Annotated in this window: 21 protein-coding genes; 9 read left to right on the top strand and 12 right to left on the bottom strand. The window is 64.6% G+C overall.

Going from position 1 to position 22,976, the window contains the following annotated elements; all coding sequences use genetic code 11:
* The first annotated feature begins 117 nt into the window (after nucleotides 1–117).
* Complete coding sequence (locus tag VPH40_RS21245; RefSeq protein ID WP_099664930.1) at nucleotides 118–774, top strand: tetratricopeptide repeat protein; 657 nt, start codon at nucleotides 118–120, stop codon at nucleotides 772–774.
* Here the strand turns inward: VPH40_RS21245 and VPH40_RS21240 are convergent.
* From VPH40_RS21240 to VPH40_RS21210, 7 genes are all read right to left on the bottom strand, one after another.
* A complete protein-coding gene (locus VPH40_RS21240; protein WP_328574427.1) occupies nucleotides 761–1,741 on the bottom strand; it encodes a ribonuclease Z in 981 nt (326 codons plus the stop codon). The genes VPH40_RS21245 and VPH40_RS21240 overlap by 14 nt on opposite strands.
* Nucleotides 1,742–1,787: 46 nt before the next feature.
* Nucleotides 1,788–3,281, bottom strand: coding sequence for a metal-dependent hydrolase family protein (locus tag VPH40_RS21235; RefSeq protein WP_328574426.1), 1,494 nt, complete (start codon nucleotides 3,279–3,281; stop codon nucleotides 1,788–1,790).
* Between the two features lie 155 nt (nucleotides 3,282–3,436).
* Nucleotides 3,437–4,282: a formate dehydrogenase accessory sulfurtransferase FdhD gene (fdhD, locus tag VPH40_RS21230; protein WP_328574425.1), complete on the bottom strand. Its 846-nt coding sequence runs from the start codon at nucleotides 4,280–4,282 to the stop codon at nucleotides 3,437–3,439.
* Nucleotides 4,283–4,298: 16 nt separating this feature from the next.
* A complete protein-coding gene (locus VPH40_RS21225; RefSeq protein ID WP_328574424.1) occupies nucleotides 4,299–5,219 on the bottom strand; it encodes a bestrophin family protein in 921 nt (306 codons plus the stop codon).
* A 27-nt stretch (nucleotides 5,220–5,246) separates the two neighbouring features.
* The gene (locus VPH40_RS21220; protein WP_251350817.1) at nucleotides 5,247–6,227 is read right to left on the bottom strand and encodes a cytochrome d ubiquinol oxidase subunit II; all 981 of its coding nucleotides are present in this window, start codon (nucleotides 6,225–6,227) and stop codon (nucleotides 5,247–5,249) included.
* 30 nt (nucleotides 6,228–6,257) lie between these two features.
* Entirely contained in the window at nucleotides 6,258–7,637 is a 1,380-nt protein-coding gene (locus VPH40_RS21215; RefSeq protein ID WP_328574423.1) for a cytochrome ubiquinol oxidase subunit I, read from the bottom strand.
* Between the two features lie 13 nt (nucleotides 7,638–7,650).
* A complete protein-coding gene (locus VPH40_RS21210; RefSeq protein WP_328574422.1) occupies nucleotides 7,651–9,963 on the bottom strand; it encodes an FdhF/YdeP family oxidoreductase in 2,313 nt (770 codons plus the stop codon).
* Nucleotides 9,964–10,129: 166 nt separating this feature from the next.
* On the opposite strand from VPH40_RS21210, the gene VPH40_RS21205 reads away from it, so the two are divergent.
* Nucleotides 10,130–10,423 (top strand): helix-turn-helix domain-containing protein, encoded by a 294-nt coding sequence (locus tag VPH40_RS21205; RefSeq protein WP_328574421.1) that lies wholly within the window; start codon nucleotides 10,130–10,132, stop codon nucleotides 10,421–10,423.
* Nucleotides 10,424–10,536: 113 nt separating this feature from the next.
* A complete protein-coding gene (gene moaA / locus VPH40_RS21200) occupies nucleotides 10,537–11,619 on the top strand; it encodes a GTP 3',8-cyclase MoaA (protein WP_328574420.1) in 1,083 nt (360 codons plus the stop codon).
* An 18-nt stretch (nucleotides 11,620–11,637) separates the two neighbouring features.
* On the opposite strand, the gene VPH40_RS21195 is transcribed toward moaA, so the two are convergent.
* On the bottom strand, nucleotides 11,638–13,059 hold the full coding sequence (locus VPH40_RS21195) for an aminotransferase-like domain-containing protein (protein WP_328574419.1): 1,422 nt from the start codon (nucleotides 13,057–13,059) through the stop codon (nucleotides 11,638–11,640).
* Nucleotides 13,060–13,217: 158 nt separating this feature from the next.
* On the opposite strand from VPH40_RS21195, the gene VPH40_RS21190 reads away from it, so the two are divergent.
* Together VPH40_RS21190 and VPH40_RS21185 are read left to right on the top strand one after the other, a co-directional pair.
* Complete coding sequence (locus VPH40_RS21190) at nucleotides 13,218–14,180, top strand: Dyp-type peroxidase (protein ID WP_328574418.1); 963 nt, start codon at nucleotides 13,218–13,220, stop codon at nucleotides 14,178–14,180.
* Between the two features lie 44 nt (nucleotides 14,181–14,224).
* Nucleotides 14,225–14,608, top strand: coding sequence for a hypothetical protein (locus tag VPH40_RS21185; RefSeq protein WP_251350810.1), 384 nt, complete (start codon nucleotides 14,225–14,227; stop codon nucleotides 14,606–14,608).
* A 72-nt stretch (nucleotides 14,609–14,680) separates the two neighbouring features.
* On the opposite strand, the gene VPH40_RS21180 is transcribed toward VPH40_RS21185, so the two are convergent.
* Nucleotides 14,681–15,043, bottom strand: coding sequence for a hypothetical protein (locus tag VPH40_RS21180; RefSeq protein ID WP_328574417.1), 363 nt, complete (start codon nucleotides 15,041–15,043; stop codon nucleotides 14,681–14,683).
* Between the two features lie 226 nt (nucleotides 15,044–15,269).
* Here VPH40_RS21180 and msbA point away from each other — a divergent pair, with 226 nt between their 5' ends.
* Nucleotides 15,270–17,105, top strand: coding sequence for a lipid A export permease/ATP-binding protein MsbA (gene msbA / locus VPH40_RS21175; RefSeq protein ID WP_251350808.1), 1,836 nt, complete (start codon nucleotides 15,270–15,272; stop codon nucleotides 17,103–17,105).
* A 4-nt stretch (nucleotides 17,106–17,109) separates the two neighbouring features.
* On the opposite strand, the gene VPH40_RS21170 is transcribed toward msbA, so the two are convergent.
* On the bottom strand, nucleotides 17,110–17,517 hold the full coding sequence (locus VPH40_RS21170; RefSeq protein WP_305053508.1) for a hypothetical protein: 408 nt from the start codon (nucleotides 17,515–17,517) through the stop codon (nucleotides 17,110–17,112).
* A 77-nt stretch (nucleotides 17,518–17,594) separates the two neighbouring features.
* On the opposite strand from VPH40_RS21170, the gene VPH40_RS21165 reads away from it, so the two are divergent.
* The 3 genes from VPH40_RS21165 to VPH40_RS21155 all read left to right on the top strand — a co-directional run bounded on the left by VPH40_RS21165 (nucleotide 17,595) and on the right by VPH40_RS21155 (nucleotide 20,500).
* Nucleotides 17,595–18,722, top strand: coding sequence for a toxin-antitoxin system YwqK family antitoxin (locus VPH40_RS21165; protein ID WP_328574416.1), 1,128 nt, complete (start codon nucleotides 17,595–17,597; stop codon nucleotides 18,720–18,722).
* 79 nt (nucleotides 18,723–18,801) lie between these two features.
* Entirely contained in the window at nucleotides 18,802–19,296 is a 495-nt protein-coding gene (locus VPH40_RS21160; protein WP_099664914.1) for a MarR family winged helix-turn-helix transcriptional regulator, read from the top strand.
* A 76-nt stretch (nucleotides 19,297–19,372) separates the two neighbouring features.
* On the top strand, nucleotides 19,373–20,500 hold the full coding sequence (locus VPH40_RS21155) for a toxin-antitoxin system YwqK family antitoxin (RefSeq protein ID WP_328574415.1): 1,128 nt from the start codon (nucleotides 19,373–19,375) through the stop codon (nucleotides 20,498–20,500).
* Here VPH40_RS21155 and VPH40_RS21150 read toward each other — a convergent pair.
* Together VPH40_RS21150 and nhaR are read right to left on the bottom strand one after the other, a co-directional pair.
* Complete coding sequence (locus VPH40_RS21150) at nucleotides 20,497–21,819, bottom strand: chloride channel protein (protein WP_328574414.1); 1,323 nt, start codon at nucleotides 21,817–21,819, stop codon at nucleotides 20,497–20,499. The two genes, VPH40_RS21155 and VPH40_RS21150, sit on opposite strands and share 4 nt — an antisense overlap.
* 183 nt (nucleotides 21,820–22,002) lie before the next feature.
* The gene (gene nhaR, locus VPH40_RS21145) at nucleotides 22,003–22,902 is read right to left on the bottom strand and encodes a transcriptional activator NhaR (protein ID WP_289899266.1); all 900 of its coding nucleotides are present in this window, start codon (nucleotides 22,900–22,902) and stop codon (nucleotides 22,003–22,005) included.
* Nucleotides 22,903–22,976: the final 74 nt, after the last annotated feature.

Below are 22,976 nucleotides of genomic sequence, written 5' to 3'. Positions count from 1 at the left end.
AGGCGGAGAATGATCATACTGCATGAATCCGGCAATGCGCCACACGATTCCTATCGTGCATTCTGCGCGGAACAGTGCTGTGTACAATGCCAAAAAATCCCCGAATAAGGAATCTTTATGAGCTCCTCTCCTGAATCTTTGAATGAAGCGGGCATTCTCGCTTATAACGACGGTCATTATGCCGAGGCCTTCAAGCAATTCGATGCGGCGGCGCGCACGGGCGATCCGGCTGGCCAGCATTTATTGGCCAGCCTGTATTACCAGGGCCATGGCGTGACGCAGGATTTGCCGAAAGCGGTGGAATTGTTCACGGCGGCCGCGCAAGCGGGTTTCCCGCCATCGCTGGCGAATCTGGCCCTGATGTATGCGGGCGGCGATGGCGTCGCGCAAGACATGGCGCAATCGCTCGCGTATGGCCGCCAGGCGGCCGAGGCGGGCGATGGCCAGTCGCAATTCAACCTGGCGCAGGCTTACCGCAAGGGAATTGATGTACCGCAAGACTATGCCGAGGCGGCGTTCTGGTACAAGCAGGCGGCCGAAGCCGGTTCCCTGTCGGCGCAGAATGAATACGGCTTGCTGTACGCGCAGGGGCAGGGCGTGGAACTCGATTACGTGCAGGCGTATGCGTGGATCGCCATGCCGGCCGAGGCGGGCAGCGCGCAATCGATCAAGAACCGCGACCAGTTGCTGGAAATTCTCACGCCGTCACAGCAGCAGGCGGCGCGCGCGCTGGCCGCGGAGTATGCGGCGCAGTATGGCGTCAATCCCCACTGAGCGACGATTTTGCCGGCAGCTTGGTCAGCACGCCGGCCGCGTCGAGTTCATAGCTGTCGAAGTCGCGCGCGAGGAATAGTTCGCCCGAGTAATGCAGCCGCGCTTCCGTTTCCAGCTCGGCCATGCCTTCCGCATGGTGATAGCGGGCGCTGAAGTGGGTGAGGATCAGGTTCGGCAAGCGGACCGCTTCGGCGAACTGCGCCACGCGCTGCACGGAACTGTGCGTGGGGCCGGGCCCCACTTTCTGCAGCATGGCTTCCGTGTAGGTGGCTTCATGCACGAGCAGTTGCGCATCCGCGCAAGCGTCGGCCAGCAAGGCTGGCGTGTCGTTGTCGCCGCCGACCACCACCGTGGCGCGCTGCGTTTCCGTCTGGCGGAAAGCGGCGGCGCGCAAGACCGTGCCATCGTCGAGCAGCGCATCCTGGCCAGCCTGCAAGAGTCCCCAGGCGGGACCGGGCGGCACACCGGCCGCCTGCAGGGCGGCCTTGTCCAGCTTCCACCTGCTCGTTTCCAGCGCGAAACGATAACCGACGCTCGGTGCGCGGTGCGACAGCGCGTGGCGCGAGACGGTCAAGCCCGCTTCCTCGTACACCACTGGCGCGCTGTCCACGTCGATGTGGATCAGCGGATACGTCAGGAACAGTTCCGTGTGCAGCAGGGTGGCGTCGATCCAGGCCTTGATGGCGGCCGGGGCGATCAGCAGCAAGGGCTTCTTGCGCCCCGTCATCGAGGCGCTGGCCAGCAAGCCCGGCAGTCCATAGCTGTGGTCGCCGTGCACGTGGGTGATGCAGATGCCCACCAGGTCGTGCACGGACAGGGGCAGGCGCTGCAGCCGGTGCTGCGTGGCTTCGCCGCAATCGATCATCCACCAGTCGCGGTTGTGCGTCGTTTGCAGGGCCAGCGACGTGACGTTGCGGTAGCGCGTGGGCACGCCGGAAGACGTGCCGAGAAAAGTCAGTTTGAACATGGGCGCATTATGCGGCAAGCCAACGCCGTTGCCAACGCGCCAGTCTTCAGCTTGCCAATGGCGCGCGCAATTTGTCCTTGTAGATGCGCCCGTTCTTCATGATCAGCAGCAGGTTTTCTTCCGGCTGGGCAAGGAAATCGAGGTTTTTCGCAGGGTCGCCATCGGCCACCAGCAAGTCGGCCAGCGCGCCCGCGGCCAGCTTGCCCAAGGTGCCCGGGTAGGGCGAGCGCTGCCCGGACAGGGCTAGCAGTTCGCCATTTTGCCCCGTCGCCTGCGCCAGCAAGGTCAATGGATCGTAAAAGCGCGTGAGTTTCGCCAGCTGGCGGCCTTGCGTGGGCGTGTTTTTCGCGTTGAACAGGATATCCGTGCCCCAGCCCGTCTTGATGCCGTACTTTTGCGCCAGCGCATACGCCCTCACCGTGCCTTCGGATACGATCCTCTGGCTGGCCTTGCGCGCCGCATCGGGATACACGTTCGCATCCGCGTCTTGCAGGAACGGTTGCAGGCTCCACCACGTGCCCGTGTCGCGCATCAGGCGCGCGGAGTCGTCGTCCGCCAGTTGGCCATGCTCGATGCTGCGCACGCCGGCGCGGATGGCCCGCTGTATGCCTTTCGGCGTGTAGACGTGGGTCATCACATACGTGCCCCAGTCGGCCGCCGCTTCCACGCCGGCGCGCAGTTCGCGCTCCGAATACTGCGTGCTGTCGAGCGGGTCGTACATGGAGGCGACGCCGCCGCCCGCCATCATCTTGATCTGCGTCGCGCCCAGCATCAGCTGCTCGCGCACGCGACGCAGCACTTCCGCTTCGCCATCGGCGATCATGGCCATGCCTGCCGTTTCCGCCATGCCCAGCGGCGCATTCGCCGCACGGGGGATGTCGGAGCGCAAACGGAAGTCGCCATGGCCCGACGTTTGCGAAATCATGGCGCCCGACGGAAAGATGCGCGGGCCATCGACGATGCCTTCATCGATGGCGCGCTGCAATGCAAACGCGGGGCCGCCCGGATCGCGCACGGACGTAAAGCCCCGCAGCAAGGTGCGCTGCGCTTCCTGCGCCGCCACCAGGTACAGATAGCCGATATCGGACGTCATGGCCGTCACCTGGTTGATGGCGGCCAGCATGGTGTGCCAGTGGGCGTCGATCAGGCCCGGCATCACCAGCTTGCCCTGGCAATCGATCACTTGCGCGCCGTCCACCTTTTCGCCGGCCGGCAACAGGGCGGTAATGGTCGGGCCCGTCACCAGCACGTGGATGCCGGAACGGGGCGCCTTGCCCGTGCCGTCGAACAGGCGCAGATTGGTCAGCAGCAGGGGGCGCTGGGGCGTTTGCGGCTGCTGGGCGATGGCGTTGCTGGTGGACAATCCGATGAAGGGCGCCAGCATGGCGGCCGCGCCGCCGAGAAATTGCCGGCGCCGCATGTCCGCCATCACCCGCTGGTGCAGGATGGTGAAGACGGTGCCGCCGCAGTCGCAGGCGCGCGGCTTCAAGCCGCCCGTTTGCCACGTATCCATCAGATGCTGCTCCTGTGCCAGGGCCATTGCGGTCATCCTTTCATCGCTGCCGCGTCGTGTGCCGGCACGCGGACAAAGTTAATTAATGGAAACAATGACCATTGAAAGCCCGCAGCGATGGCAAGTCAAGCGTGCACTTGCTTTACAGCAAAGAATGCAGCATTTGCCGTTCAAGGTGCATGCTAAGGTGCATGCTGGCCGCAATCTTCCCCGTCGCCGGCCGTGTAATCGACAAAGCCGTCGCGGCGGCAAAAGCTGGCCAGCTGCATGCCGGCCTGGCGCGCGATGCGGATGGCCAGCGAGGTGGGCGCCGAGATGGTGGCGACGAGCCCGATATGCATGCGCGCCGACTTGCGCACCAGTTCATAGCTGGCGCGGCTGGACAGGAAGACGAAGCCGTCGTGCATGGCGATGCGGTGCAGCGCCAGGTAGCCGATCAGTTTATCCAGGCCGTTATGCCGGCCCACGTCCTCGAACACTTTCACGATGGCGCCCTCGGCCGTGCACCAGGCGGCCGCATGCACGCCGCCCGTCTTGTGCATCAGCTCCTGGTAAGGCAGCAGTTCGCGCGCGGCGCGGCCGAGGATGGCGCTGCTGGCCACCAGCGGCGGCAGGGGGCGCGTGATCTTTTCCGGCACCAGGTCCAGCAGGGCCAGGCTTTCGATGCCGCACACGCCGCAGCCCGTGCGCCCGGACAACGCGCGGCGGCGGCCCTTGAGCTTGATCAAATCCGGCTGCGCGATGGTCAGCCGCACTTCCGCGCTATCCTCGCCGCAGCACACGTCGAGGTCGTAGATGTCGCGCACGCTGCCGACGATGCCTTCGGTCAAGGTAAAGCCGACGGCGAATTCCTCGAGGTCGCGCGGCGTGGCCATCATCACGGCGTGGGCGATGCCGTTGTAGACGAGGGCCACGGGATACTCCTCGGCCACCATGTCGCGGCCCGCCGTGGCCACGCCCCCCTGGTGGCGCACCATGGGAACGTCCAGGTAGCCGTCGCGCTCGATGGTGGTGATGTCGCATTCCATGATATGTATCCTCCAGTTAATCGATCTGATAGCGCGGGCAGGGCCGTATCGAGGGCGGCAGCGGGTCGCCATGCAATTCCAGCAGCGAGCGTTCCGTTTCCCGCGTCATGGCGTTCAGGGCCAGGCAGTTGGGCGCCAGGCCGAACGGTTCGGCGATCTGCTGCGCGATGGCTTCCAGCGCAAACAGGGTGTAGGCGACGAAGACGGAAATGAGGGGCGTGGCCACGCCGATGGCGTCCACCAGGCCCAGCGGCAACAGGAAGCAGTACATGTAGACGGTGCGGTGCACCAGCACGCCGTACGGATACGGGATCGGCGTGTTCTTGATGCGCTCGCAGCCGGCAACGGTGGCGGCCAGGTCGTTGAGCTGGGTGTCGAGCATCCACAGCAGCTGCGTCTGGCCCGGCTGGCGCTGCACGGCGTCGTGCAGCATGGCGCGCACCGCATGCAGTATGGCGACGGGCTTGAAGTTGACGCCCTGCAAGCGCTGCACGTCTTCGGCCGGCAGGTAGCGCGCCAGGTCTTCCTGCGGGTCCGTCTGGCGCAACTGGTGCTTGAGCGCGTAGACGAAGGCGACCAGGCGGCGCAGCAGCAACTGGTGGTCCAGGCCGCTCGTTTCCTGCGGCAGATACGTGAGCGCCTGCGAAGCGAGGGCCCGCGCGGCGATCAGCAATTGCCCCCAGATATGCCGCGCCTCGACGAAGCGCGCATAGCTGGCGTTATTGCGAAAGCCGAGAAAGATCGCCAGGCTGATGCCGACCATGGGAAACGGCGCCGTATCGAGCGGAATCTTGACGCCGAAGATACGGCCATCCGTCAGCAAGGCCAGCGAGCTGACGACCAGCATCAGCAGCAATTGCGGGATGATGGCTTGCAGCACCGAGCCATCCCAGACAAACAGCATGCGGAACCAGTTGGTGGTGGGGCGAATGATCATGATGGAAGACGCATGCTGTGATGTGAATCAATGTTTCCGGGGCACGACTTTGCCCTCGAAGACGTAATATTGGAACAGGTTGTAGCCGATCATGATCGGCAGCATCGTGCCCATGCCGATCAGCATGAAGATCAGGGTCGGTTCGTCGGACGCGGCCGCCGCGATGCTCAGTTTGCCCGGCACCAGGTCGGGGAAAAAGCTGATGGCCAGGCCCGCGAACGACGCCAGGAACAGCACGATGGCGCCGCGGAAGGGGCCGCGCACGCCGTTCACATGCACGGCCCACAGGATGTAGATGAAGGCGCTGGCGGCGATGGCGGCCAGGGCCAGCAGCACGCCGAACACGCCCGGCTGTGCCCAGCGGTCGTGGCCGATGGCGCTGAAGACCATGGTGCCAGCCGACAGCACGATGGCGGCCGCGACCGTCGCCAGCACGCTGGTGGTCGCGTAGCGGCGCGCCGCCGCTTCCAGCAGGCCGCCCGTCTTCTTGATCAGATACGTGCTGCCCAGCAGGCAATAGCCGGCTACCACGCCCAGTGCCGTGCACGCCGTGAAGATGCCGCTCAGCCAGCCCGGCTGCAAGCCCGTGATGACCTTGCCCAGCACCACGCCTTGCGCCACGGCGGCCAGCAGGCTGCCCACGCCGAAGACCACGTCCCACAGGCGCTTGTTGCCGGCCGCATGGCGGAACTCGATCGAGGCGCCGCGCATGATCAGGCTGGCGATCAGCAGCATGATGGGAATGTACAGCTGTTCCAGCAAGGTGGCGTAAGCGCTGGGAAAGGCGCCGAACAGGGCGCCGCCCACCACCACCAGCCAGGTTTCGTTGGCGTCCCACACGTGGGCGATCGATTGGAAGATCAGGTTGCGTTCCTGCTCGCGGCGGGTGAACAGGCTGAGGATGCCCACGCCCAGGTCGAAGCCGTCCGTGACGACGTAAAAGATCAGCATCAGGCCGATCAAGCCGAACCAGGCATTGCCCAGCATGGCATGCGAATTCATATCCATTACATACTCCTAGTCAGATAGCGGCGCATGTCAATACCCCGCGGCATGGGCGGCGTCCGGCAGCGGCAGCGCCACGTCCGGGCCTTGTTGCAGCCATTTCTTTGCGAACACAAAGAAGGTGAGGAACAGCACGACGTAAAACACGGCAAACATCAGCATGCTGCCGGCCACGGCGTGGGCCGCCACGTCGGAGACGGCGTCGCGCGTGCGCAGCAAGCCGTACACGACCCACGGCTGGCGGCCCACTTCGCGCACGATCCAGCCGCACTCGACGGCGATGTAGGGCAGCGGAATCGTCAGCACCCAGGCCAGCAGCAGCTTGCGGTTGCACACGAACTCCTGCACCCGTCCACCCACCTTGCGCCAGGCCACGAAGGTCCAGAACGACAGCAGCACGAACCACATGCCGATGCCGGCCATGGCGCGGAACGCGTAGTACAGCAGCGGCAGCATGGGCGGCTGGTCTGCGCGGGCGATGTCGGCCAGGCCCGTGATCTTGCCCGTGGCGCTATGCGTGGCGATCACGCTGAGCATGCCGGGCACTTCGACGGACCAGTCATTCTTTTGCTCCGCCTGGTTGGGCCAGGCCAGCAAGGACCAGGCCGCGCCCTCGCCATCGCGGTTCGTGTGCCAGTGGCCTTCGATGGCCGCGCCCTTGGCGGGCTGGGTCTTGAAGACGTCGACGCCGCTGGAATCGCCGAGCCACACTTGCAACGGTGCAATGACCAGCAGCAACATCAGCGCCAGCTTGAACGAGCGGGCGAAGAAGGCCGGTTCGCGGCGCTTGAACATATACCAGGCGGAAATGCCGGCGATGACGAACAAGCCCGTTTCCACGGCGGCCACCCACATGTGGCCCACGGCCCAGGCCATGTCGGGATTGAAGATGGCGGCCACGTAATCGGTGACGATGATCTTGCCGTCCACCACGCGCACGCCGGCCGGCGTCTGCATCCAGGAATTGGCGACCATGATCCAGAACGAGGAAATGCTGGACCCCAGCGCCACCATGCCGGTGGCAAACAGGTGCACGCCCTTCGGTACGCGGCCCCAGCCGAACATCATGACGCCGATGAAACCCGCTTCCAGCATGAAGGCCATGGCGCCTTCGAAGCCGAGGATGTTGCCGATGAACTGGCCGGAATGGTGCGAAAACGGCGCCCAGTTGGTGCCGAACTGGAATTCCAGGGGAATCCCGCTGACGACGCCGACGGCGAAGTTGAGCACCAGCAACTTGCTCCAGAAGCGCGCGTGGCGGTAGTACACGGGGTCGCTGGTGCGCAGCCACAGCGCCTCGACGACGAACAGGAACAGCGACAGGCTGATCGTCAAGATGGGCCACAGGATGTGGAAGATGGCCGTCATCGCAAATTGCGCGCGCGACAGGTCCAGGGTATCGAAACCGAACATGGCGTTCTCCTGTTCAGCTGACTGCGGCCGAAGGCGACAGCAGCACGGGGATGGATTTGAAGGTCGGCGTGCGCGAACCGTAGCCGACGCTGTCGAGCGGCACCAGCGGATTGGTTTCCGGATAGTAGGCGCCGATGCAGCCGCGCGGGATGTCGTACTCGACCAGCAGGAAACGGTCGGCGCGGCGTGCTATGCCGTCGTGCCACACGCCGATCAGGTCGACCCAGTCGCCGGCCGCAAAGCCCAGCATGGCCAGGTCGTCCTTGTTGATGAAGACGACGCGGCGCTGGCCGAAGACGCCACGGTAGCGGTCGTCCATGGCGTAGATGGTCGTGTTGTACTGGTCGTGCGAACGTGTTGTCATCAGCACCATCAGGCGCTCGCCATATTGCTGGCGTGCACGGTGGATCGGCGTGTCCAGTTCCACTGCGTTGACGAGGAATTGCGCCTTGCCGCTTTCCGTCTTCCATACCCGTTCGCGCGAGGCGATTTCCAGGTGAAAACCACCCGGCTTGGCCACGCGCAAGTTGTAGTCGAAAAAGTCATCGAACACTTGCTCGATGGAATCGCGCAGCAAGGCATAGTTGCCGGAATAGCGCAGCCAGTCGATCTTCTCGCTGCCCAGGGTCGCTTGCGCCATGCCGGCCACGATGGCGATTTCCGAACGCAGATTGGGCGAGGCGGGCTGGTTCATGCCGAACGAGATATGCACCATGCTCATCGAGTCTTCCACCGTCACGCCTTGCGCCACGCCTGACTGCACGTCGATTTCCGTGCGTCCCAGGGTGGGCAGGATCAGCGCATCCTTGCCGTGCACGAGGTGGCTGCGGTTGAGCTTGGTGGCGATGTGCACGGTCAGGTCGCACGAACGCAGCGCATCCCAGGTGCGCGGCGTGTCCGGCGTGGCCATGGAGAAATTGCCGCCCAGGGCGACGAACACTTTCACCTTTTTCTCCAGCATGGCTTCGATGGTGCCGACGGCGTCGTAGCCGTGGTGGCGGGGCGGCTCGAAGTTGAAGACGAGGCCCAGGCGGTCGAGGAATTCCTTGGTCGGCTGTTCTTCTATGCCCATGGTGCGGTCGCCCTGCACGTTCGAATGTCCGCGCACGGGGCACAGGCCCGCGCCCCGCTTGCCGATATTGCCGCGCATCATCATCAAGTTCGACAGGATTTGCACGGTGGCCAGCGAATTCTTGTGCTGCGTCACGCCCATGCCCCAGGTGGCGATGACGGCCTTGCCCTTCACATAGATCTGCGTCAATTCTTCGATCTTGTCGCGCGCCACGCCCGATTCGGCCAGCAGCAAGTCCCAGCTTTCCGCGCGCAGGTCGGCGGCGAAGGCGTCGAAGCCGCTCGTGTGTTCGGCGATGAAATCGCAGTCGAGCACGCGCTCCTGGCCATGGGAGATGGCGTCGTCATCGAGTTCGACGACGCGCTTGGCCATGGCCTTGATCAGCGCGAAGTCGCCGCCCAGCGTGGGGCAGATGAACAGCGAGCAAATGTTCGTGCTGCCGCCCGTCAGCATTTCCAGCGGATGTTGGGGGCTGGTGAAGCGCTCCAGGCCCCGTTCGTGCAGCGGGTTGATGGAAACGATGGTGGCGCCGCGGCGCGACGCTTCGCGCAATTCGCCCAGCATGCGCGGGTGGTTGGTGGCGGGATTCTGGCCGAACAGCAGCAGGGTGTCCGCGTGCTCGAAGTCGTCCAGCAGCACCGTGCCCTTGCCGATGCCGACCGTTTCCGGCAAGCCGCGGCTCGTCGCTTCGTGGCACAGGTTGGAACAGTCGGGGAAGTTGTTCGTGCCGTAGGCGCGCACGAACAGTTGATACAGGAAAGCCGCTTCGTTGCTGGCGCGGCCCGACGTGTAGAAGGCGGCCTGGTTCGGGTCGTCCAGCACGTGCAGGTGGTGCGCCACGAGGGCGAAGGCGTCGTCCCAGGAAATGGCCTGGTATTTGTCGCTGGCCGCGTCGTACACCATGGGGTCCGTCAAGCGGCCATGTTGTTCCAGATCATAGTCCGACTGCTCCATCAATGCGGTGACCGTGTGCTCCTCGAAAAATTCCGGGCGCACGCGCTTGCTCGTCGATTCGGCGGCCACGGCCTTGACGCCGTTTTCGCAGAATTCGAACGTGGACGCGTGTTCGCGGTCGGGCCAGGCGCAGCCGGGACAGTCGAAGCCGTCGGGCTGGTTTTGTTCGAACAGCGAACGGTAATTGCCCGCGCTGACTTTTTCCTTGAACAGGTTGATGGCCACGTACTTGAGGGCACCCCAACCGGCCGCGGCATGGGTGTAGGGCGCGATGCGCGCGTCGGACTTTGGCTTGCTCATGATGACTCTCCTGGTGATATGCGATGGGACAATCACATGGTAGGGGCGGCGGCTTGCCCCGTAGGCGCACAGTTCCGGACAAAAAAACAGAGTACAGATGGCAAGATGACGATGTCGGTCGCGCCGGCGCCGGCCGTGATCTATGATGTGGACAAGGAGAAAAAACATGCACAAGGAAGACAAGGAAGACAAGGAAGACGGCATCGACGCGGCCCTGATAGCGCTGCTGGCGCTGCTGTGGGAAGCGCGGCAGGAGGCGCCGGAGAAGCCGTGGTCGCTGGCCAAGCTGGCCAAGCGGGCGGGAGTACAGATGAGCACTTTGTTGCGCCAGCTCAATGCGCTGTCCAGCGCGGGACTGGTGAACGTGACGACGGCGGAGAGCGGCGGCGGCAGCGCGCTGCTCAGCGCGGCGGGCGCGGACCTGTGCGCCACGGTGTTTGCGGCACCGCCAGCGCAGTAGGAGCACAGTCCCGCGCGTCTGTACTCTATCGGCTGGCGCCGGACTGTACCTCCTTGACCCCCTTCATTCGTCCTATGCTACTTCCAGACGAATGCCTATCGAGGGGAAGCACCATGAACACCATCCTGTATCCGCAGCCGGCGCTCCGGCAGCCAAGCCATATCGAACCGTGCGTGGACATGCTGGGCCGCCCCCTGACGGATTTGCGCATTTCCGTCATCGACCAGTGCAACTTCCGTTGCACCTATTGCATGCCGGCCGAGCTGTACCCCAGCGATTACCCGTTTCTTCCATCGAGCGAACGCCTGTCCTTCGCGCAGATCGAGACGATGGCGCGCGCCTTCGTGCGCCTCGGCGTCGACAAGATCCGCATCACGGGCGGCGAGCCGCTGCTGCGCAAGAACCTGGAACAGCTGATCGAGGCGCTGGCGAAACTGACCACGCCGGACGGGCGCGCCGTGAGCATCGCGCTGACGACGAATGGCAGCTTGCTGGCGGCCAAGGCGCGTTCGCTCAAGGATGCGGGCCTGGAGCGGGTCACCGTCAGCCTCGACAGCCTGGATAACGGCATTTTCCAGCGCATGAATGGCGTCGATTTTCCCGTCGAAAAAGTGCTGCACGGCATTGAGGTAGCGCAAGCCGTGGGCTTGACTCCCGTGAAGGTCAACATGGTGGTGCAGAAAGGCGTCAACGACAGCCAGATCGTGCCGCTGGCGCGCCATTTCCGCCACACGGGCGTGGTGCTGCGCCTGATCGAATTCATGGACGTGGGCGGCATCGGCGCCTGGTCGCGCACGCACGTCGTCACGTCCGAGGCGGCGCGCGCGCTGATCGCCGCCGAGTTCCCCCTCGTGTCGCTGGGCGAAGGCAAGCCTGTCTCGCACGAAACGGCCAGCCGCTACCGTTATCTGGATGGCGGCGGCGAAGTGGGCTTCATTTCCAGCGTGTCGCAGCCGTTCTGCGGCGATTGCAGCCGCGTGCGCGTGTCGTCGGACGGCAAGCTGTTTACCTGTTTGTTCGCCCAGGACGGCCTCGACCTGCGGCCCCGGCTTGATTCTGCGCAAGGTCTGGAAAGCCTGCTGCGCCGGCACTGGCAGCGCCGCGGCGACCGCTATTCGGAAGTGCGCGGCGCACTGGCCCAGGCCAGCGGCCGCAAGCAATATCCCACCGTGCGCATGTCGCTGGTGGGCGGGTGACGGGACTGCGTGAAATGCCTACAGGAATTCGGTGATGAGTTTGCCGAGAAGAATAATGGCTTGTTCCACGCCCACGCTCCACGGATAGCTGTAGTTGAGGCGGATGCAATGCTTGTAGGCCTGGCTGACGGAAAACATGCGCCCCGGACCCACCGTGATCTTGCATTCCAGCGCGCGCCGGTACAGCTGCATGGAGTCTATGTCGCCAGGCAATTCCACCCACAGCACGTAGCCGCCCTGCGGGTGCGAGATTTTCGTGCCAGCAGGAAAGAAACGCTGCACGGCGGCCGCCATGATGCGCGCCTGCTGGGCATACGCCTTGCGGGTGCGGCGCAGATGCTGTTCGTAGCCGTCGTTTTGCAGGTATTCGGCGATGGCCAGCTGGGGAAACGAGGACGTGGCCAGGGTGTTGAGGAATTTGAGTTCCTCCACCTTGCCCCGGTAGCGTCCGGCCAGGGCCCAGCCCACGCGCTGCGCGGAACTGAGGCTCTTGGAAAACGAGGAGCAATGCAGCACCAGGCCCTTGCGGTCGTAGGATTTGAGCGAGGTTGGGTGCGCGTCGCCGTAATACAGCTCGTTGTAGACGCCGTTTTCGATGGCGGGCACGTCGTGCTGCTCCAGCAGCTGGTACAAGGCCCGCTTGCGCTGGTCGGACATCTGGAATCCCAGCGGATTCTGGAAGTTCGGCATCACCATGACGGCGGCGATCGGCTGCCGGGCCATGATGTCGGCCAGCGCCTCGATGCTGATGCCTTCATACGGGTCGGTGGACACTTCCACCACCTTCATGCCCAGGCGCTCGACGGCCATCAGCATGGCGTAGAAGGTGGGCGACTCGACGGCGATGGTGTCGCCCGGCTTGGCCACGGCTTGCAGGCACAGGTTGATGGCTTCCGTGGCGCCCACGGTGACGATGATTTCGTCGGGATCGACGGCCAGGCCGTTTTCCATGTAGCGGCGGGCGATTTCGCGGATCAGTTGCGGGTTGCCCGGCGGCAGGTCGTCCGTCACGTTCCAGGCGCGGTTGCGGCGCGCCACCGCGCCCGCATACTGGTTGATGCGTTCCCAGGGAAACAGCGACGGGTCGGGGTAGGGCGAGCCCAGCGGGATGGCGTCATGCAAGCCGATCGAGCGCAGGGTCGACAGCACCAGGCGGCTCACGTGCACTTCCGCCGGCACGGGGCTGGGGTGCGATGCCTGCATGCAGATGGACGGCGTGGCTGTGTCGCTGGCCCGCTGGCGCACGAAGTAGCCGGACTGGGGCCGGCTTTCGATCACGCCCATGCCCTCCAGCTTGACGTAGGCGCGCAGCACCGTGGTGATGCTCAGCTTGTGCTGCTGGCTGGTCTGGCGCACGGAGGGAATGCGTTCGCCGGGCAAGAGCACGCCCTTGGCCACCAGTTGCTCGATGTCGCTGACGAGCTTTTCATACAATTTCATGCAATGGTATCCATTCTTATTCTTGCTCTACGTCATTGCATTATCGTCCAATTCATGACTACCTATAGTTACAGTTATCGCATGTTGCCAAAATGAAACTGCCAACCGGCACTTCTGGTTTAAGATCCACATAGAAACGAAAAAGAGGAACAACTGTCATGGCAATTCCACAAAGCATGCTGTCTGTCGTCGCGCGCGACGAAGTGCATTTGCAGTTCAAGGTGAAGGCCGGCGTCGACATGCGGCAGCTGTTCCAGCGGCTGGGCAAGCTGTGGGAATCCGAAGTCACGGGCATCCTGGACCCCACCCTGAACCGCCACCATCAGTTGACGGGCGGCACGGCCAATGTGGTGCTGGGATTCAAGCCCGAACTGTGGCGCGCCGCGTGCCCCGGCTGCGTGCCGGACAATATGGCATCGTTCGCGCACGACCTGGTGGGCGCCAACGGCAAGACGGCGCCGGCCACCCAGCACGATTTCTGGGTCTGGATCACGCAGTCGAACGCGGCCACCCTGTACGACAGCATGCGCACGACGCTCACCTTGCTCAGTCCCTTCGCCGAGCTGGCCAGCGAACAGGTGTGTTTTCCGTATCACAATAATGTGACGTTTGACGGCTTTGCCGACGGCGTCGCCAACCCGAATCCGTTCCGCGCCAACGGCGTGGCCATCATCCCGGACGGCGAAGCGGGCGCGGGCGGCTCCACCGTGCTGCTGCAGAAATGGCGCATGGACGTGGAGCGCCTGCGGGCCTTGCCCGTGCACGCGGCGGAGCAGGTGTGGGGCCGCACCAAGGCCGGCAGCCATGAATTGTCGCCACTGCCCGTCGATTCCCACGTGGGCCGCAACCAGTTCATCCGCGATGGCGAGGAAGTCGATATCGTGCGCCGCAACGCCAATTACGCCAATGCCACCGAGGCGGGCGTCATGTTTGTCGGTTTTTGCAAGGACATCTCCGTGACCATGGGCATGCTGCGGCAAATGTACGGCGTAGGCTATGATGGCGTCACCAAGACGGACCGGCTGCTGGATTTTTCCACGGCGCTGTCGTCGGCGATCTATTTCGTGCCCAGCATCGACGCCTTGCTGGCCGCGGGCATTTCGCCGGCGGACCCCGGCTGAGGGCCGCCCCGGCGGTCCCTATTTTTACTTTAAAGGAGTTTTTCATGCGTATACGTCCCGCCACACTGCTGTCCGCCCTGATCTTCGGCAGCGTCGTCTTCAGCGCTTCCGCTTCCGCCGTCGGCCTGGGTTTCCTGGCCGATACGCCGATGGCTTACCTGAACAAGAACGACAAGCCCGTCTTCGTCAAGGCCGTCACCGACGTGCTCAATGACAAGAAAGATGGCGAAACCGTGCAATGGAGCAATGAAGGCTTGCGCAATTCCGTGCGCATCGCCGCCGACATCACGGCCAGCGACACGCAAAAGACGGATGAGCAAACCTGCCGCAAGGTACAGGTGGGCTTGAGCGCCAAGGGTCAGGAACAGACCCTCAAGCTGACGGTCTGCAAGGCCGGCACGGCTGCCTGGAAAGTGAAAAAACAATAAGCACCGGCCGCCGCCCTTCCTTGCCGGGAGGGCGGCGTCGCGATGACTGCCCGCAGCGTGCGCTGCGGCTGCCTAGTCGTGGTTGATGGCTGCCACCTGGTGCAAGCATGCCTCGTCGGTGAGCAAGGTGACCACCGCATTGGTTCTGGCATGGACGCGCACGCCCTTGAGCCAGTCCGGCAGGGCAAGGACGGCGCCCGCCACGATGGGCAGGATGACCTGGATCACGGACTCGCTGCCCCTGGGCGGCGTCGCCCCGAAGTCCAGGTCCTGGATGCCGTCCTGCGGCGGCTTGAGGTAGACGCGCGGTGCGAGGGGGACCGCCTGCCAGCCGCCGGAGCTGACTTCGCCGATCGCGCTCACATGCAAATGCGGGGGAAGGCTCTTGTCGATGGCGAGGTGCACGGCCTTTACTTTGTAGATGGGAACGCTCATGGTATCTCCAGGAAGGATGGGGTGCGCCGCCAGGCCCGCGGCGTGTAGGGCCAGTCCCGATGTCTCGGCATCGTTAAGCTAGCTCAGCAAGTGTAGGTCGTATTTTCACCATCACCATCTCCAATTGTCACCATGGCCAGGCGCGCAAGCCATGCTGCTCTACTTTCTTGGGGGAAAGCCACCCGCAACGGTTAGAATCACGTTTTACCTTCTTTTTCCCATCTGCATGCAGCAAAGTCGCCTCCTGTTCTTCCGCCTGGCCGGCCAGTTTCGCCGCTATGGCGCCATCGTTGCCGCCACCTTGCTGGCCGTGGGCGTGGCGTCCGCCACCGATGTGTTGTTAATCAGGCAACTGCAAAACGTCGTCGACGCCATGCGCGCGACGGCCAGCACGCAGGCCGCGCCCGCGTCCGGCGTGATGGGCATGCTGCAGGGCTGGGTCGACCGTTTCTTGCCGGCACAGGCAGGGCAGGTGGACTTGTGGGTGATTCCCGCCACCATCCTGGGCCTGGCCGTGTTGCGCATGGTGTCGAGCTTTGCCGGCGATTACGGTTCCGTCTGGTTATCGAGCCGGGTGCAGGCGGATTTGCGCGAAAAGATGTTCGCCACCATCATGCGCCTGCCCAGCCGCTTTTTCGACACCACCACCACCAGCCTGACGCAGTCGCGCGTGGCCTTCGACGCCAGCCAGGTGTCGCAGGCGGGCTTGAACGTGCTCAACGTGATGGTGCGCGATTCCGTCGCCACCGTCGGCTACCTGATTTTATTGTTCAGCATCGACGTGAAACTGGCCCTGTTCTGCATGGCGTCGATGCCCATCGTGGCCATCGTCGTGACCCTGGCGGGCCGCCGCATGCGCCACCTGAGCAAGAGTTCGCAGCAAGCCGTGGGCGAGCTGACGTCCGTGCTGGACGAAAGCATCGGCGGCCAGCGCGTGGTGAAAATCTTTGGCGGCCAGGATTATGAACAGGCGCGCTTCGTCAACGTCGTCAAGCGCAACCGCCAGCTGGCCGTCAAGCATGCCGCCACCTCGGCCATGAATTCCGGCTTCATCATGATGCTCGTCGGCATTACCCTGTCGTCCGTGATCTATTTCGCCATGCTGCGCGCGCAAAGCGGCGCCATCACGCCGGGCGCCTTCGTCGCCTTCATGGGCGCGCTGATGGCGATGCAGTCGCCGATCAAGAATTTGACGAAGATCAATGAGCCGCTGCAGCGGGGCTTGGCGGCGGCCGAGTCCGTCTTCGGCTTGATCGACACGCCGCTGGAACCGGACCCGGGCACCATCGCGCCGGTCACGGTGCAGGGCAATCTGTCCTTGCAGAACGTCAACTTCCGCTACAACAGCGACGATCCCGATGCGCCCACGGCCTTGAGCGATATCACGCTCGACATCCGCGCCGGTGAAACGGTGGCCCTGGTGGGCGGCTCCGGCGGCGGCAAGACGACCTTGCTGGGCTTGCTGCCGCGCTTTTACGACGTCAGCGGCGGCCAGATCCTGCTCGATGGCGTCGACCTGCGCGACTACGCCTTGCTGGCCCTGCGGCGCCAGTTCGCCCTCGTCAGCCAGGATGTGATTTTGTTCAACGACACGATGGCGGCGAACATCGCGTATGGCGACCCGGCCCCGGACCAGGCCCGCATCGAAGCGTCGGCGCGCGCCGCCTATGCGCACGACTTCATCATGCAGTTGCCGCAAGGTTACGAAACGCAGGCGGGGCAGAACGGTTCGCGCCTGTCGGGCGGGCAACGCCAGCGCCTGGCCATCGCGCGCGCCCTGTACAAGGACGCGCCCATCCTGCTGCTCGATGAAGCGACCAGCGCGCTGGACACGGAGTCGGAACGTTCCGTGCAGGCGGCGCTGGAAGTGCTGATGCGCAACCGCACCACCATCGTCATCGCCCACCGCCTGTCGACCATCGAAAGCGCCGACCGCATCGTCGTCATGCAGGGCGGGCGCCTGGTGGAATCGGGCAGCCACGCCACCTTGCTGCAGCAGGGCGGCGCGTATGCGCGCCTGCATGCGAGCCAGTTGTCGCCCGTCAAGGATGGCGCGGCCTAGAACCTTAGAACACGTGAATTTCCTGTAATACCAGCATGGCGCCAGCCGCCGTGCCTTCCACGCGGAACGTGGCGGTCAGGTCCGACCAGGCGCCGTTCAGTGGCAGGGCGTGGCGCGCTTCGGCGATCGCCACGCCGCCGTCCTCGCTTGCCGGGCGCTCGACGCAGCGTTCGTGCGGCGCGCCGCTGGCCAGCGCCGCCGGCGTGACGCGATACACGCTGCCATCCGCATACGGCTGCGGCGAACCATAACCCTCGATCACGGCGCGCAGCAGCGCCGGCGTCCAGCCGTAATACGCGTCGTGCGCCGTGCGCGCATGGGCGCACGCGTAATCGCCGCGCGCCAGGTCGGCGATCCAGGCGTCGATGATGTCCAGTATCTGTGTATCGCTGGGGGCGGAGGGCAAGTGCATGGATTTCTTTCGTGACGGGGAAAAACGTTGCTTTCCATTATGATGGCCGCCGCACGATAACATTGCAACGGAACACAATGCACACACGACAGAAGACACGCGTGGCCCTGGCCGCCTTGCTGGGCGCGGTCCTGGCCTCGCCGCTGGCGGCACAGGCACAGCCCGCAGGGCAAACGCCGACGCCAACCTTGCAGGAGGAAGACCGGACCATGTATTTGGATGAAAATTTCATGCCCAGCAATCAGCGTGGCGCCGTGTATGCGCTGCGCACGCCGCCCGTGCGCGACGAGGCGCTGGGCGCCTGGCATGTGCGGCTCGAATTTCCCGACACGCCGGGCGTGCCGGCCTTTGAAACCTATGCCACGGACCTGGACTTGAGCCAGGTCAAGTTCGTGAAGTTTCGCAAGTATTACCATGAAAATGGCCAGCTGCTGCGCGAAACCTATTTCGATGCCCAGGGCGAGGAACTGCTCGGCGGCAGCGTGTACTTTGAAAATGGCCAGGTTCAGCAGCGGGTGACCGCGTTGCCGAACGGGCGCGACAGCATCTCGGAAACGTATCACCAGAATGGCCAGCTGATGAGTCGTACGCTGTATCACGGCGACGAGATGGCCGATGGCGAGCATGTGTCGTATGGTGCGAATGGGGCAGTCAGCAGCCGCTCGTATCGACGCCATGGCCAGATGGATGGTGTGGAGGAATCGTTTTATGCGGATGGCAAGCTGTTCCGGAAGGGGCGGTACGTCGATGGCCAGCGCGAGGGCGAGTTCGTCATGTACGCGCAGGATGGCAAGGTGCTGGCCAGCACCGTGTGGGTGCACGGCCAACCCGACGGCTGGTCGTTTGAAAGCCATGGCAATGGCGTCGTGTCGAACAAGACGCTGTACCAGAAGGGTGCCGTGCTCAGCTTGCAAACGTGGGCCCCGAATGGCCGGCCCGTGTTTGCCTGGCAGAAAGACGCGCAGGGGCGCGACCACGGCGACACGACGGATTGGCATGCCAACGGCGCGCGCGCCAGCGTGACCCCGTTTGTCGAAGGCCAGCGCCACGGCTTGCTGCAAACCTGGTACAGCGACGGCAGCCTGCGGCAGATCGTGCCGTATGAGCACGGCAAGAAGCACGGCATCGAGCGCCACTGGGACCAGGCCGGCAAGCTGGTGCTGGAGCAGGCGTGGCAGGCCGGAGAGCCAGTTTCCATGCGCTAGGAGTCGTCCGCCTTTGCAGGTATCATGCAGGGATTCCGGCCCGCCAGCAGGCGCGAAGCCGGCAGGATAACTGGAGGCAATGGTGGTGGAAGCGGAAGTTTCGGCGATGGCCAGGGCGCAAGGCATGGCCTTGCAAAACATGCGCGTCGTCATGCGCGCGGCGCAGCGCCATTCGGCGCAAATCGAAAAGCAATGCGGCGTGTCGGGCGCGCAATTGTGGGTGATGCAGGAATTGCTGGAACGGCCGGGCTTGCGCATGGGCGAGCTGGCCAGCAAGATGTCGATCCACCAGACGACGGCCAGCAACCTGGTCGAGGCGCTGGTCAAAAAAACCTATGTGCGCAAGGCGCGCGACCAGCCAGACCAGCGCGTGGTCACCCTGACCCTGACGGCGGAAGGGCAAGCCGTCATCGCCGGCGCGCCGCAGCCGGCGCGCGGCTTGCTGCCCAGTGCGCTGGCCCAGCTGGACCCCGACAGCCTGGCGCACCTGAACCAGGGCTTGAACGCCTTGCTGGCCGTCGTCGCCCCCGACGACCGGCAGGCGGGCATGCAGCCGTTTCCGTTCACCATGTAGTCACGCGCAAGCGTGTGGCGCGCCGCTCCGCTTGCCCGTATCATCGGCGCCGTCGCACCGTTGATGAAAGCATGCATTGAAGATACTCACCTCTGTTTTGCTGGCCGCCGTCCTGGCCGGTTCCCCGCCCGTTTCCATGGCCCACGCCCTGGACAATGCCCCGGCCACCCCGGCCTTGGCTGCCGAACCGTCGCCGGCCTCCCAGTATTTTGACGGGGATTACCAGCCCGTGGCGCCCGCCGCGGCCGTGTACGAGCAGCGCGCGCCGCTGCGCTACGATGCGGCCCGCCAGGCCTGGCATTGGCAGCTGCATTTCGCCCAGCCGCCGGGCAAGCTGCACATGGATGCCTGGCTGCTGGGCACCGACGTGGCGTCGCCGCGCTACGCCGGCCGGCGCAGCGTGTATTTTGCCGATGGCCAACTGGGCCTGCTGGAAGAGCGCAACGGGGAGGGCGATTTCAATGGCGTGAACGTGGAATACTATGCGGACGGGACGGTGAAGAGCCGCAAGGCGTACCGCGACGGCGAGTACGACGGCTTGCACAGCCACTTTCATGCGAATGGCCAGCTGAGGCATGCCTTGCTGTACCAGGCGGGCCAGCCCGCCGATGGCGAATTCCTGAGCTTTGACGAGCATGGCCAGGTCAGCAACCGCGCGCATTTCGCCGATGGCGTGCTGACCGGTGAAGTGACGGCGTTTCATCCGGATGGCCGGCTGGCCGAGCGGGGACCGTATCTGGACGGCCAGCGCAACGGCTTGCACCAGGCCTGGTGGCCGGACGGCCGAGAAATGTCGCGCCTCAATTTCCTGCATGGCAAGCCGCAGGGCTGGTCGCTGCTGTATTTCGCGAATGGCCAGCTGGACCAGAAAAACCTGTTCGAAGATGGCGTCATGCTGAGCACGCAAAGCTGGCGCGACGATGGCACGCCGCTGCGCCAGCGCCAGCAGGATGAACAGGGCCGCGCGCAGGGCGAGGACAGGCAATGGCATGCGAACGGTACGCTGGCCCGGCTCGCTTCCTACCGCGATGGCGAGCCGCATGGCGCCTGGCGCGAATGGCATGCGGACGGCTCGCCCCGCCATGCCGTGGACTACGTGCACGGGCGCAAGCAGGGCCTGGAACGGGCCTGGGCCGGCGACGGCACGCGCACCGTCTGCGAGTGGCAGGATGGCCGCTTGCTGCGTGCCTGCCGTAATTTCTAGCTTGTTGCCGCTGGCAACCGTTGCAATTGCAGCTGCGCCAGCGCCCCGTACAGCGGTTCGCTGAGCACGCGCGACACCGTGCTGGCCACGACGGCGCAAGCCATCAGGCTGAGCACCATGCCGTGGCCGTCGACCATTTCCATGACAATAATGAAAGCCGTCAGCGGCGCTTGCGTGGCGGCGGCCAGGAAACCCACCATGCCCAGCGCGATCAGGGCGGGCGCGTGCGGGTAGTGCAGCAGTTGCGCAATGTCATGCCCGATGCCGGCGCCGATGGCCAGGGAAGGCGCGAAGATGCCGGCCGGCACGCCCGACCACACGGTCAGCCACGTCGCCACATATTTGAAGGCAACGAAGGCGGGCGCCACGTCGGACGAGCCTTCCAGCATGGCGCGCGTGGCCACGGTGCCGCTGCCGAACGTGGCGCCATGGCTGGCGATGCCGATGGCCGCCACCAGCACACCGCAGACGGCGGCGAACAGCACGGGCCGGCCTTTTCTCCATGCGGACAGCTTGCCCAGCGGATTGCCCCTGGCGGACGCCAGCAGCAGGCGCGCAAACAGGCCGCCGGCCACGCCCGCGACCAGGGTCACCAGCAAACCCGGCAAGGCCAGCGCCAGGCCGATGGGGCCGGGATGGATGATGCCGAAGTGGGTAGCGTTGCCGTGGATGGACACGGCCATCATGCCGGCCAGCACGATGCCAGCGACGATGAGGCCGCTGTTGCGCTGCTCGGGCGAGCGCGACAGTTCCTCGATGGCAAACATGACGCCCGCCAGCGGCGTATTGAAGGCGGCCGCGATGCCGGCCGCGCCGCCCGCCACCAGCAGGGAATGGGCGCTCACCTGCGAGTGGCGGGGCAGCCAGCGGCGCGCGGCCAGCATCACGCCGGCGGCGATCTGCACGGACGGGCCTTCGCGTCCCAGCGAGAGTCCCCCCAGCAAGCCGCCCGCCGTCAGGCCGATCTTCGCGGCGCTCAGTTTCAACGAGACAAACAAGGAGCGCTGTCCGGGCGCCACGGCCGGGTCCAGTGTCGCCATCACTTGCGGGATGCCGGAGCCGGCCGCGCCCATGGCGTAGCGGCGCGTCAGCCAGACGAGCAGGGCGGCGCAGGCGGGCGTCCACAGCAGGGCGAACCACCAGGCCTTGCCGTTAAAAAACAGGAACAGGTCCAGCGCTTCCTCGGCCAGCCACGTAAAGCCCACGACGACGAGACCGGCGATGGCGGCCATGCCGACGACGACGGCGCGCGACCACCACAGGCGCGGGTTGGCAAATTCATGCTTGAAGGCAGAGGGAATATCGTGCAAGTGCTTCATTGCGGCAAGTCCAGGAAGGGGCGCGCAGGGCGTCGGGAAGACTTGCCATTATAAAGATATATTTGTCCGAATGTTTTTACTCTGCCTTATTTGTGGGCAATTGACGACAACAGCTGCGCCTCGGCCAGGAAATCGACGAGCGCCCGCACTTTCGGCGCCAGGTGCGGCCCGGATGGCCACGGCTTACACGAACAGCTCGCGCCGCGCGCTCTGGCTGATGGCGATGGTGGCCGGGTGGCTCAGGCGCCGTTCCGTGGTGATCGCATACACTTGCTCGACGAGGCTGTCGACCCGGCCCAGCGCCACCACGGCGTATTGTTCGCAGACCTGGGGCGCGATGACGGTGGGCGCGAAGAACAGGCCGGCGCCGGACTGACCGAAGGCTTTCATCATGGCGCTGTCGTCGAACTCGCCGACGATGCGCGGGTGCAGCTTGTTGTCGCCCAGCCATTGCAGCAAGCGGCCGTAGATGGCGAAGTCTTCGCCGGGCAGCAGCAGCGGCGCCCCATCGAGGCATAGCGGAAAGTCCCCGGTCAGGGTGGCGGCCAGCGCCGGCGTGCCGAACAGGGTCATGCCGCTTTCGCCCAGCAAGTGGTTAAAGCCGCGCACGCTCAAGTGGGCCGGCATGGGACGGTCCGCCATGATCAGGTCCAGCCGGTGCACGGCCAGGTCCGCCAGCAGGCTGGCCAGCCGGCCTTCGCGGCAAATGATGCGCAGCGGCTCGGCCAGTCCCAGCGCCGGCGCGACGAGGCGGCAAGCGATCAGTTTCGACACGGAATCGGCGCAGCCCACGCGGAAGGTCGTCGTCGTCGTGCGCGACTGGTCGCGCACGATTTCCAGCAATTCATCGCCCGTGCTGAAGATGCTTTCCGCATGGCTGAGGATGCGCCGGCCCGTGTCCGTCAATTCCAGCTGGCGCCCGCTGCGGCGGAACAGTTCCACGCCCAGGGTGTCGGCAAACTCGCTGAGCTGGCCGGAAATCGACTGCGGCGTCAGGTGCAGCTGCTCGGCCGCGCGCGCGATGCTGCCCGTCTTGGCCACCATCCAGAAATAGCGCAAGTGCTTGAAGTTGAGTGTGGACATGGTGTTTTCCGAAAAATGAATACATCGAATTTTTCGATGTATTCTTAAATTATATTCGATTTGTTCGATGTTTA

The sequence above is a fragment of the Janthinobacterium sp. P210005 genome (assembly GCF_036231865.1).
Classification (GTDB): domain Bacteria; phylum Pseudomonadota; class Gammaproteobacteria; order Burkholderiales; family Burkholderiaceae_D; genus Janthinobacterium; species Janthinobacterium kumbetense.
This window is presented reverse-complemented; position numbering and strand designations above follow the sequence as displayed.

Excerpts from the sequence above, each read along its gene's own strand:
- VPH40_RS21170 (WP_305053508.1), bottom strand. The coding sequence starts at position 17,517 with ATGCACTTGCCCTCCGCCCCCAGCGATACACAGATACTGGACATCATC.
- VPH40_RS21160 (WP_099664914.1), top strand. The coding sequence starts at position 18,802 with ATGGTGGTGGAAGCGGAAGTTTCGGCGATGGCCAGGGCGCAAGGCATG.
- VPH40_RS21180 (WP_328574417.1), bottom strand. The coding sequence starts at position 15,043 with ATGAGCGTTCCCATCTACAAAGTAAAGGCCGTGCACCTCGCCATCGAC.
- VPH40_RS21245 (WP_099664930.1), top strand. The coding sequence starts at position 118 with ATGAGCTCCTCTCCTGAATCTTTGAATGAAGCGGGCATTCTCGCTTAT.
- msbA (WP_251350808.1), top strand. The coding sequence starts at position 15,270 with ATGCAGCAAAGTCGCCTCCTGTTCTTCCGCCTGGCCGGCCAGTTTCGC.
- VPH40_RS21215 (WP_328574423.1), bottom strand. The coding sequence starts at position 7,637 with ATGTTCGGTTTCGATACCCTGGACCTGTCGCGCGCGCAATTTGCGATG.
- fdhD (WP_328574425.1), bottom strand. The coding sequence starts at position 4,282 with ATGGAATGCGACATCACCACCATCGAGCGCGACGGCTACCTGGACGTT.
- VPH40_RS21235 (WP_328574426.1), bottom strand. The coding sequence starts at position 3,281 with ATGGCCCTGGCACAGGAGCAGCATCTGATGGATACGTGGCAAACGGGC.
- VPH40_RS21205 (WP_328574421.1), top strand. The coding sequence starts at position 10,130 with ATGCACAAGGAAGACAAGGAAGACAAGGAAGACGGCATCGACGCGGCC.
- VPH40_RS21210 (WP_328574422.1), bottom strand. The coding sequence starts at position 9,963 with ATGAGCAAGCCAAAGTCCGACGCGCGCATCGCGCCCTACACCCATGCC.
- VPH40_RS21195 (WP_328574419.1), bottom strand. The coding sequence starts at position 13,059 with ATGAAATTGTATGAAAAGCTCGTCAGCGACATCGAGCAACTGGTGGCC.
- VPH40_RS21165 (WP_328574416.1), top strand. The coding sequence starts at position 17,595 with ATGCACACACGACAGAAGACACGCGTGGCCCTGGCCGCCTTGCTGGGC.
- VPH40_RS21240 (WP_328574427.1), bottom strand. The coding sequence starts at position 1,741 with ATGTTCAAACTGACTTTTCTCGGCACGTCTTCCGGCGTGCCCACGCGC.
- moaA (WP_328574420.1), top strand. The coding sequence starts at position 10,537 with ATGAACACCATCCTGTATCCGCAGCCGGCGCTCCGGCAGCCAAGCCAT.
- nhaR (WP_289899266.1), bottom strand. The coding sequence starts at position 22,902 with ATGTCCACACTCAACTTCAAGCACTTGCGCTATTTCTGGATGGTGGCC.
- VPH40_RS21185 (WP_251350810.1), top strand. The coding sequence starts at position 14,225 with ATGCGTATACGTCCCGCCACACTGCTGTCCGCCCTGATCTTCGGCAGC.
- VPH40_RS21150 (WP_328574414.1), bottom strand. The coding sequence starts at position 21,819 with ATGAAGCACTTGCACGATATTCCCTCTGCCTTCAAGCATGAATTTGCC.
- VPH40_RS21190 (WP_328574418.1), top strand. The coding sequence starts at position 13,218 with ATGGCAATTCCACAAAGCATGCTGTCTGTCGTCGCGCGCGACGAAGTG.
- VPH40_RS21220 (WP_251350817.1), bottom strand. The coding sequence starts at position 6,227 with ATGGATATGAATTCGCATGCCATGCTGGGCAATGCCTGGTTCGGCTTG.
- VPH40_RS21225 (WP_328574424.1), bottom strand. The coding sequence starts at position 5,219 with ATGATCATTCGCCCCACCACCAACTGGTTCCGCATGCTGTTTGTCTGG.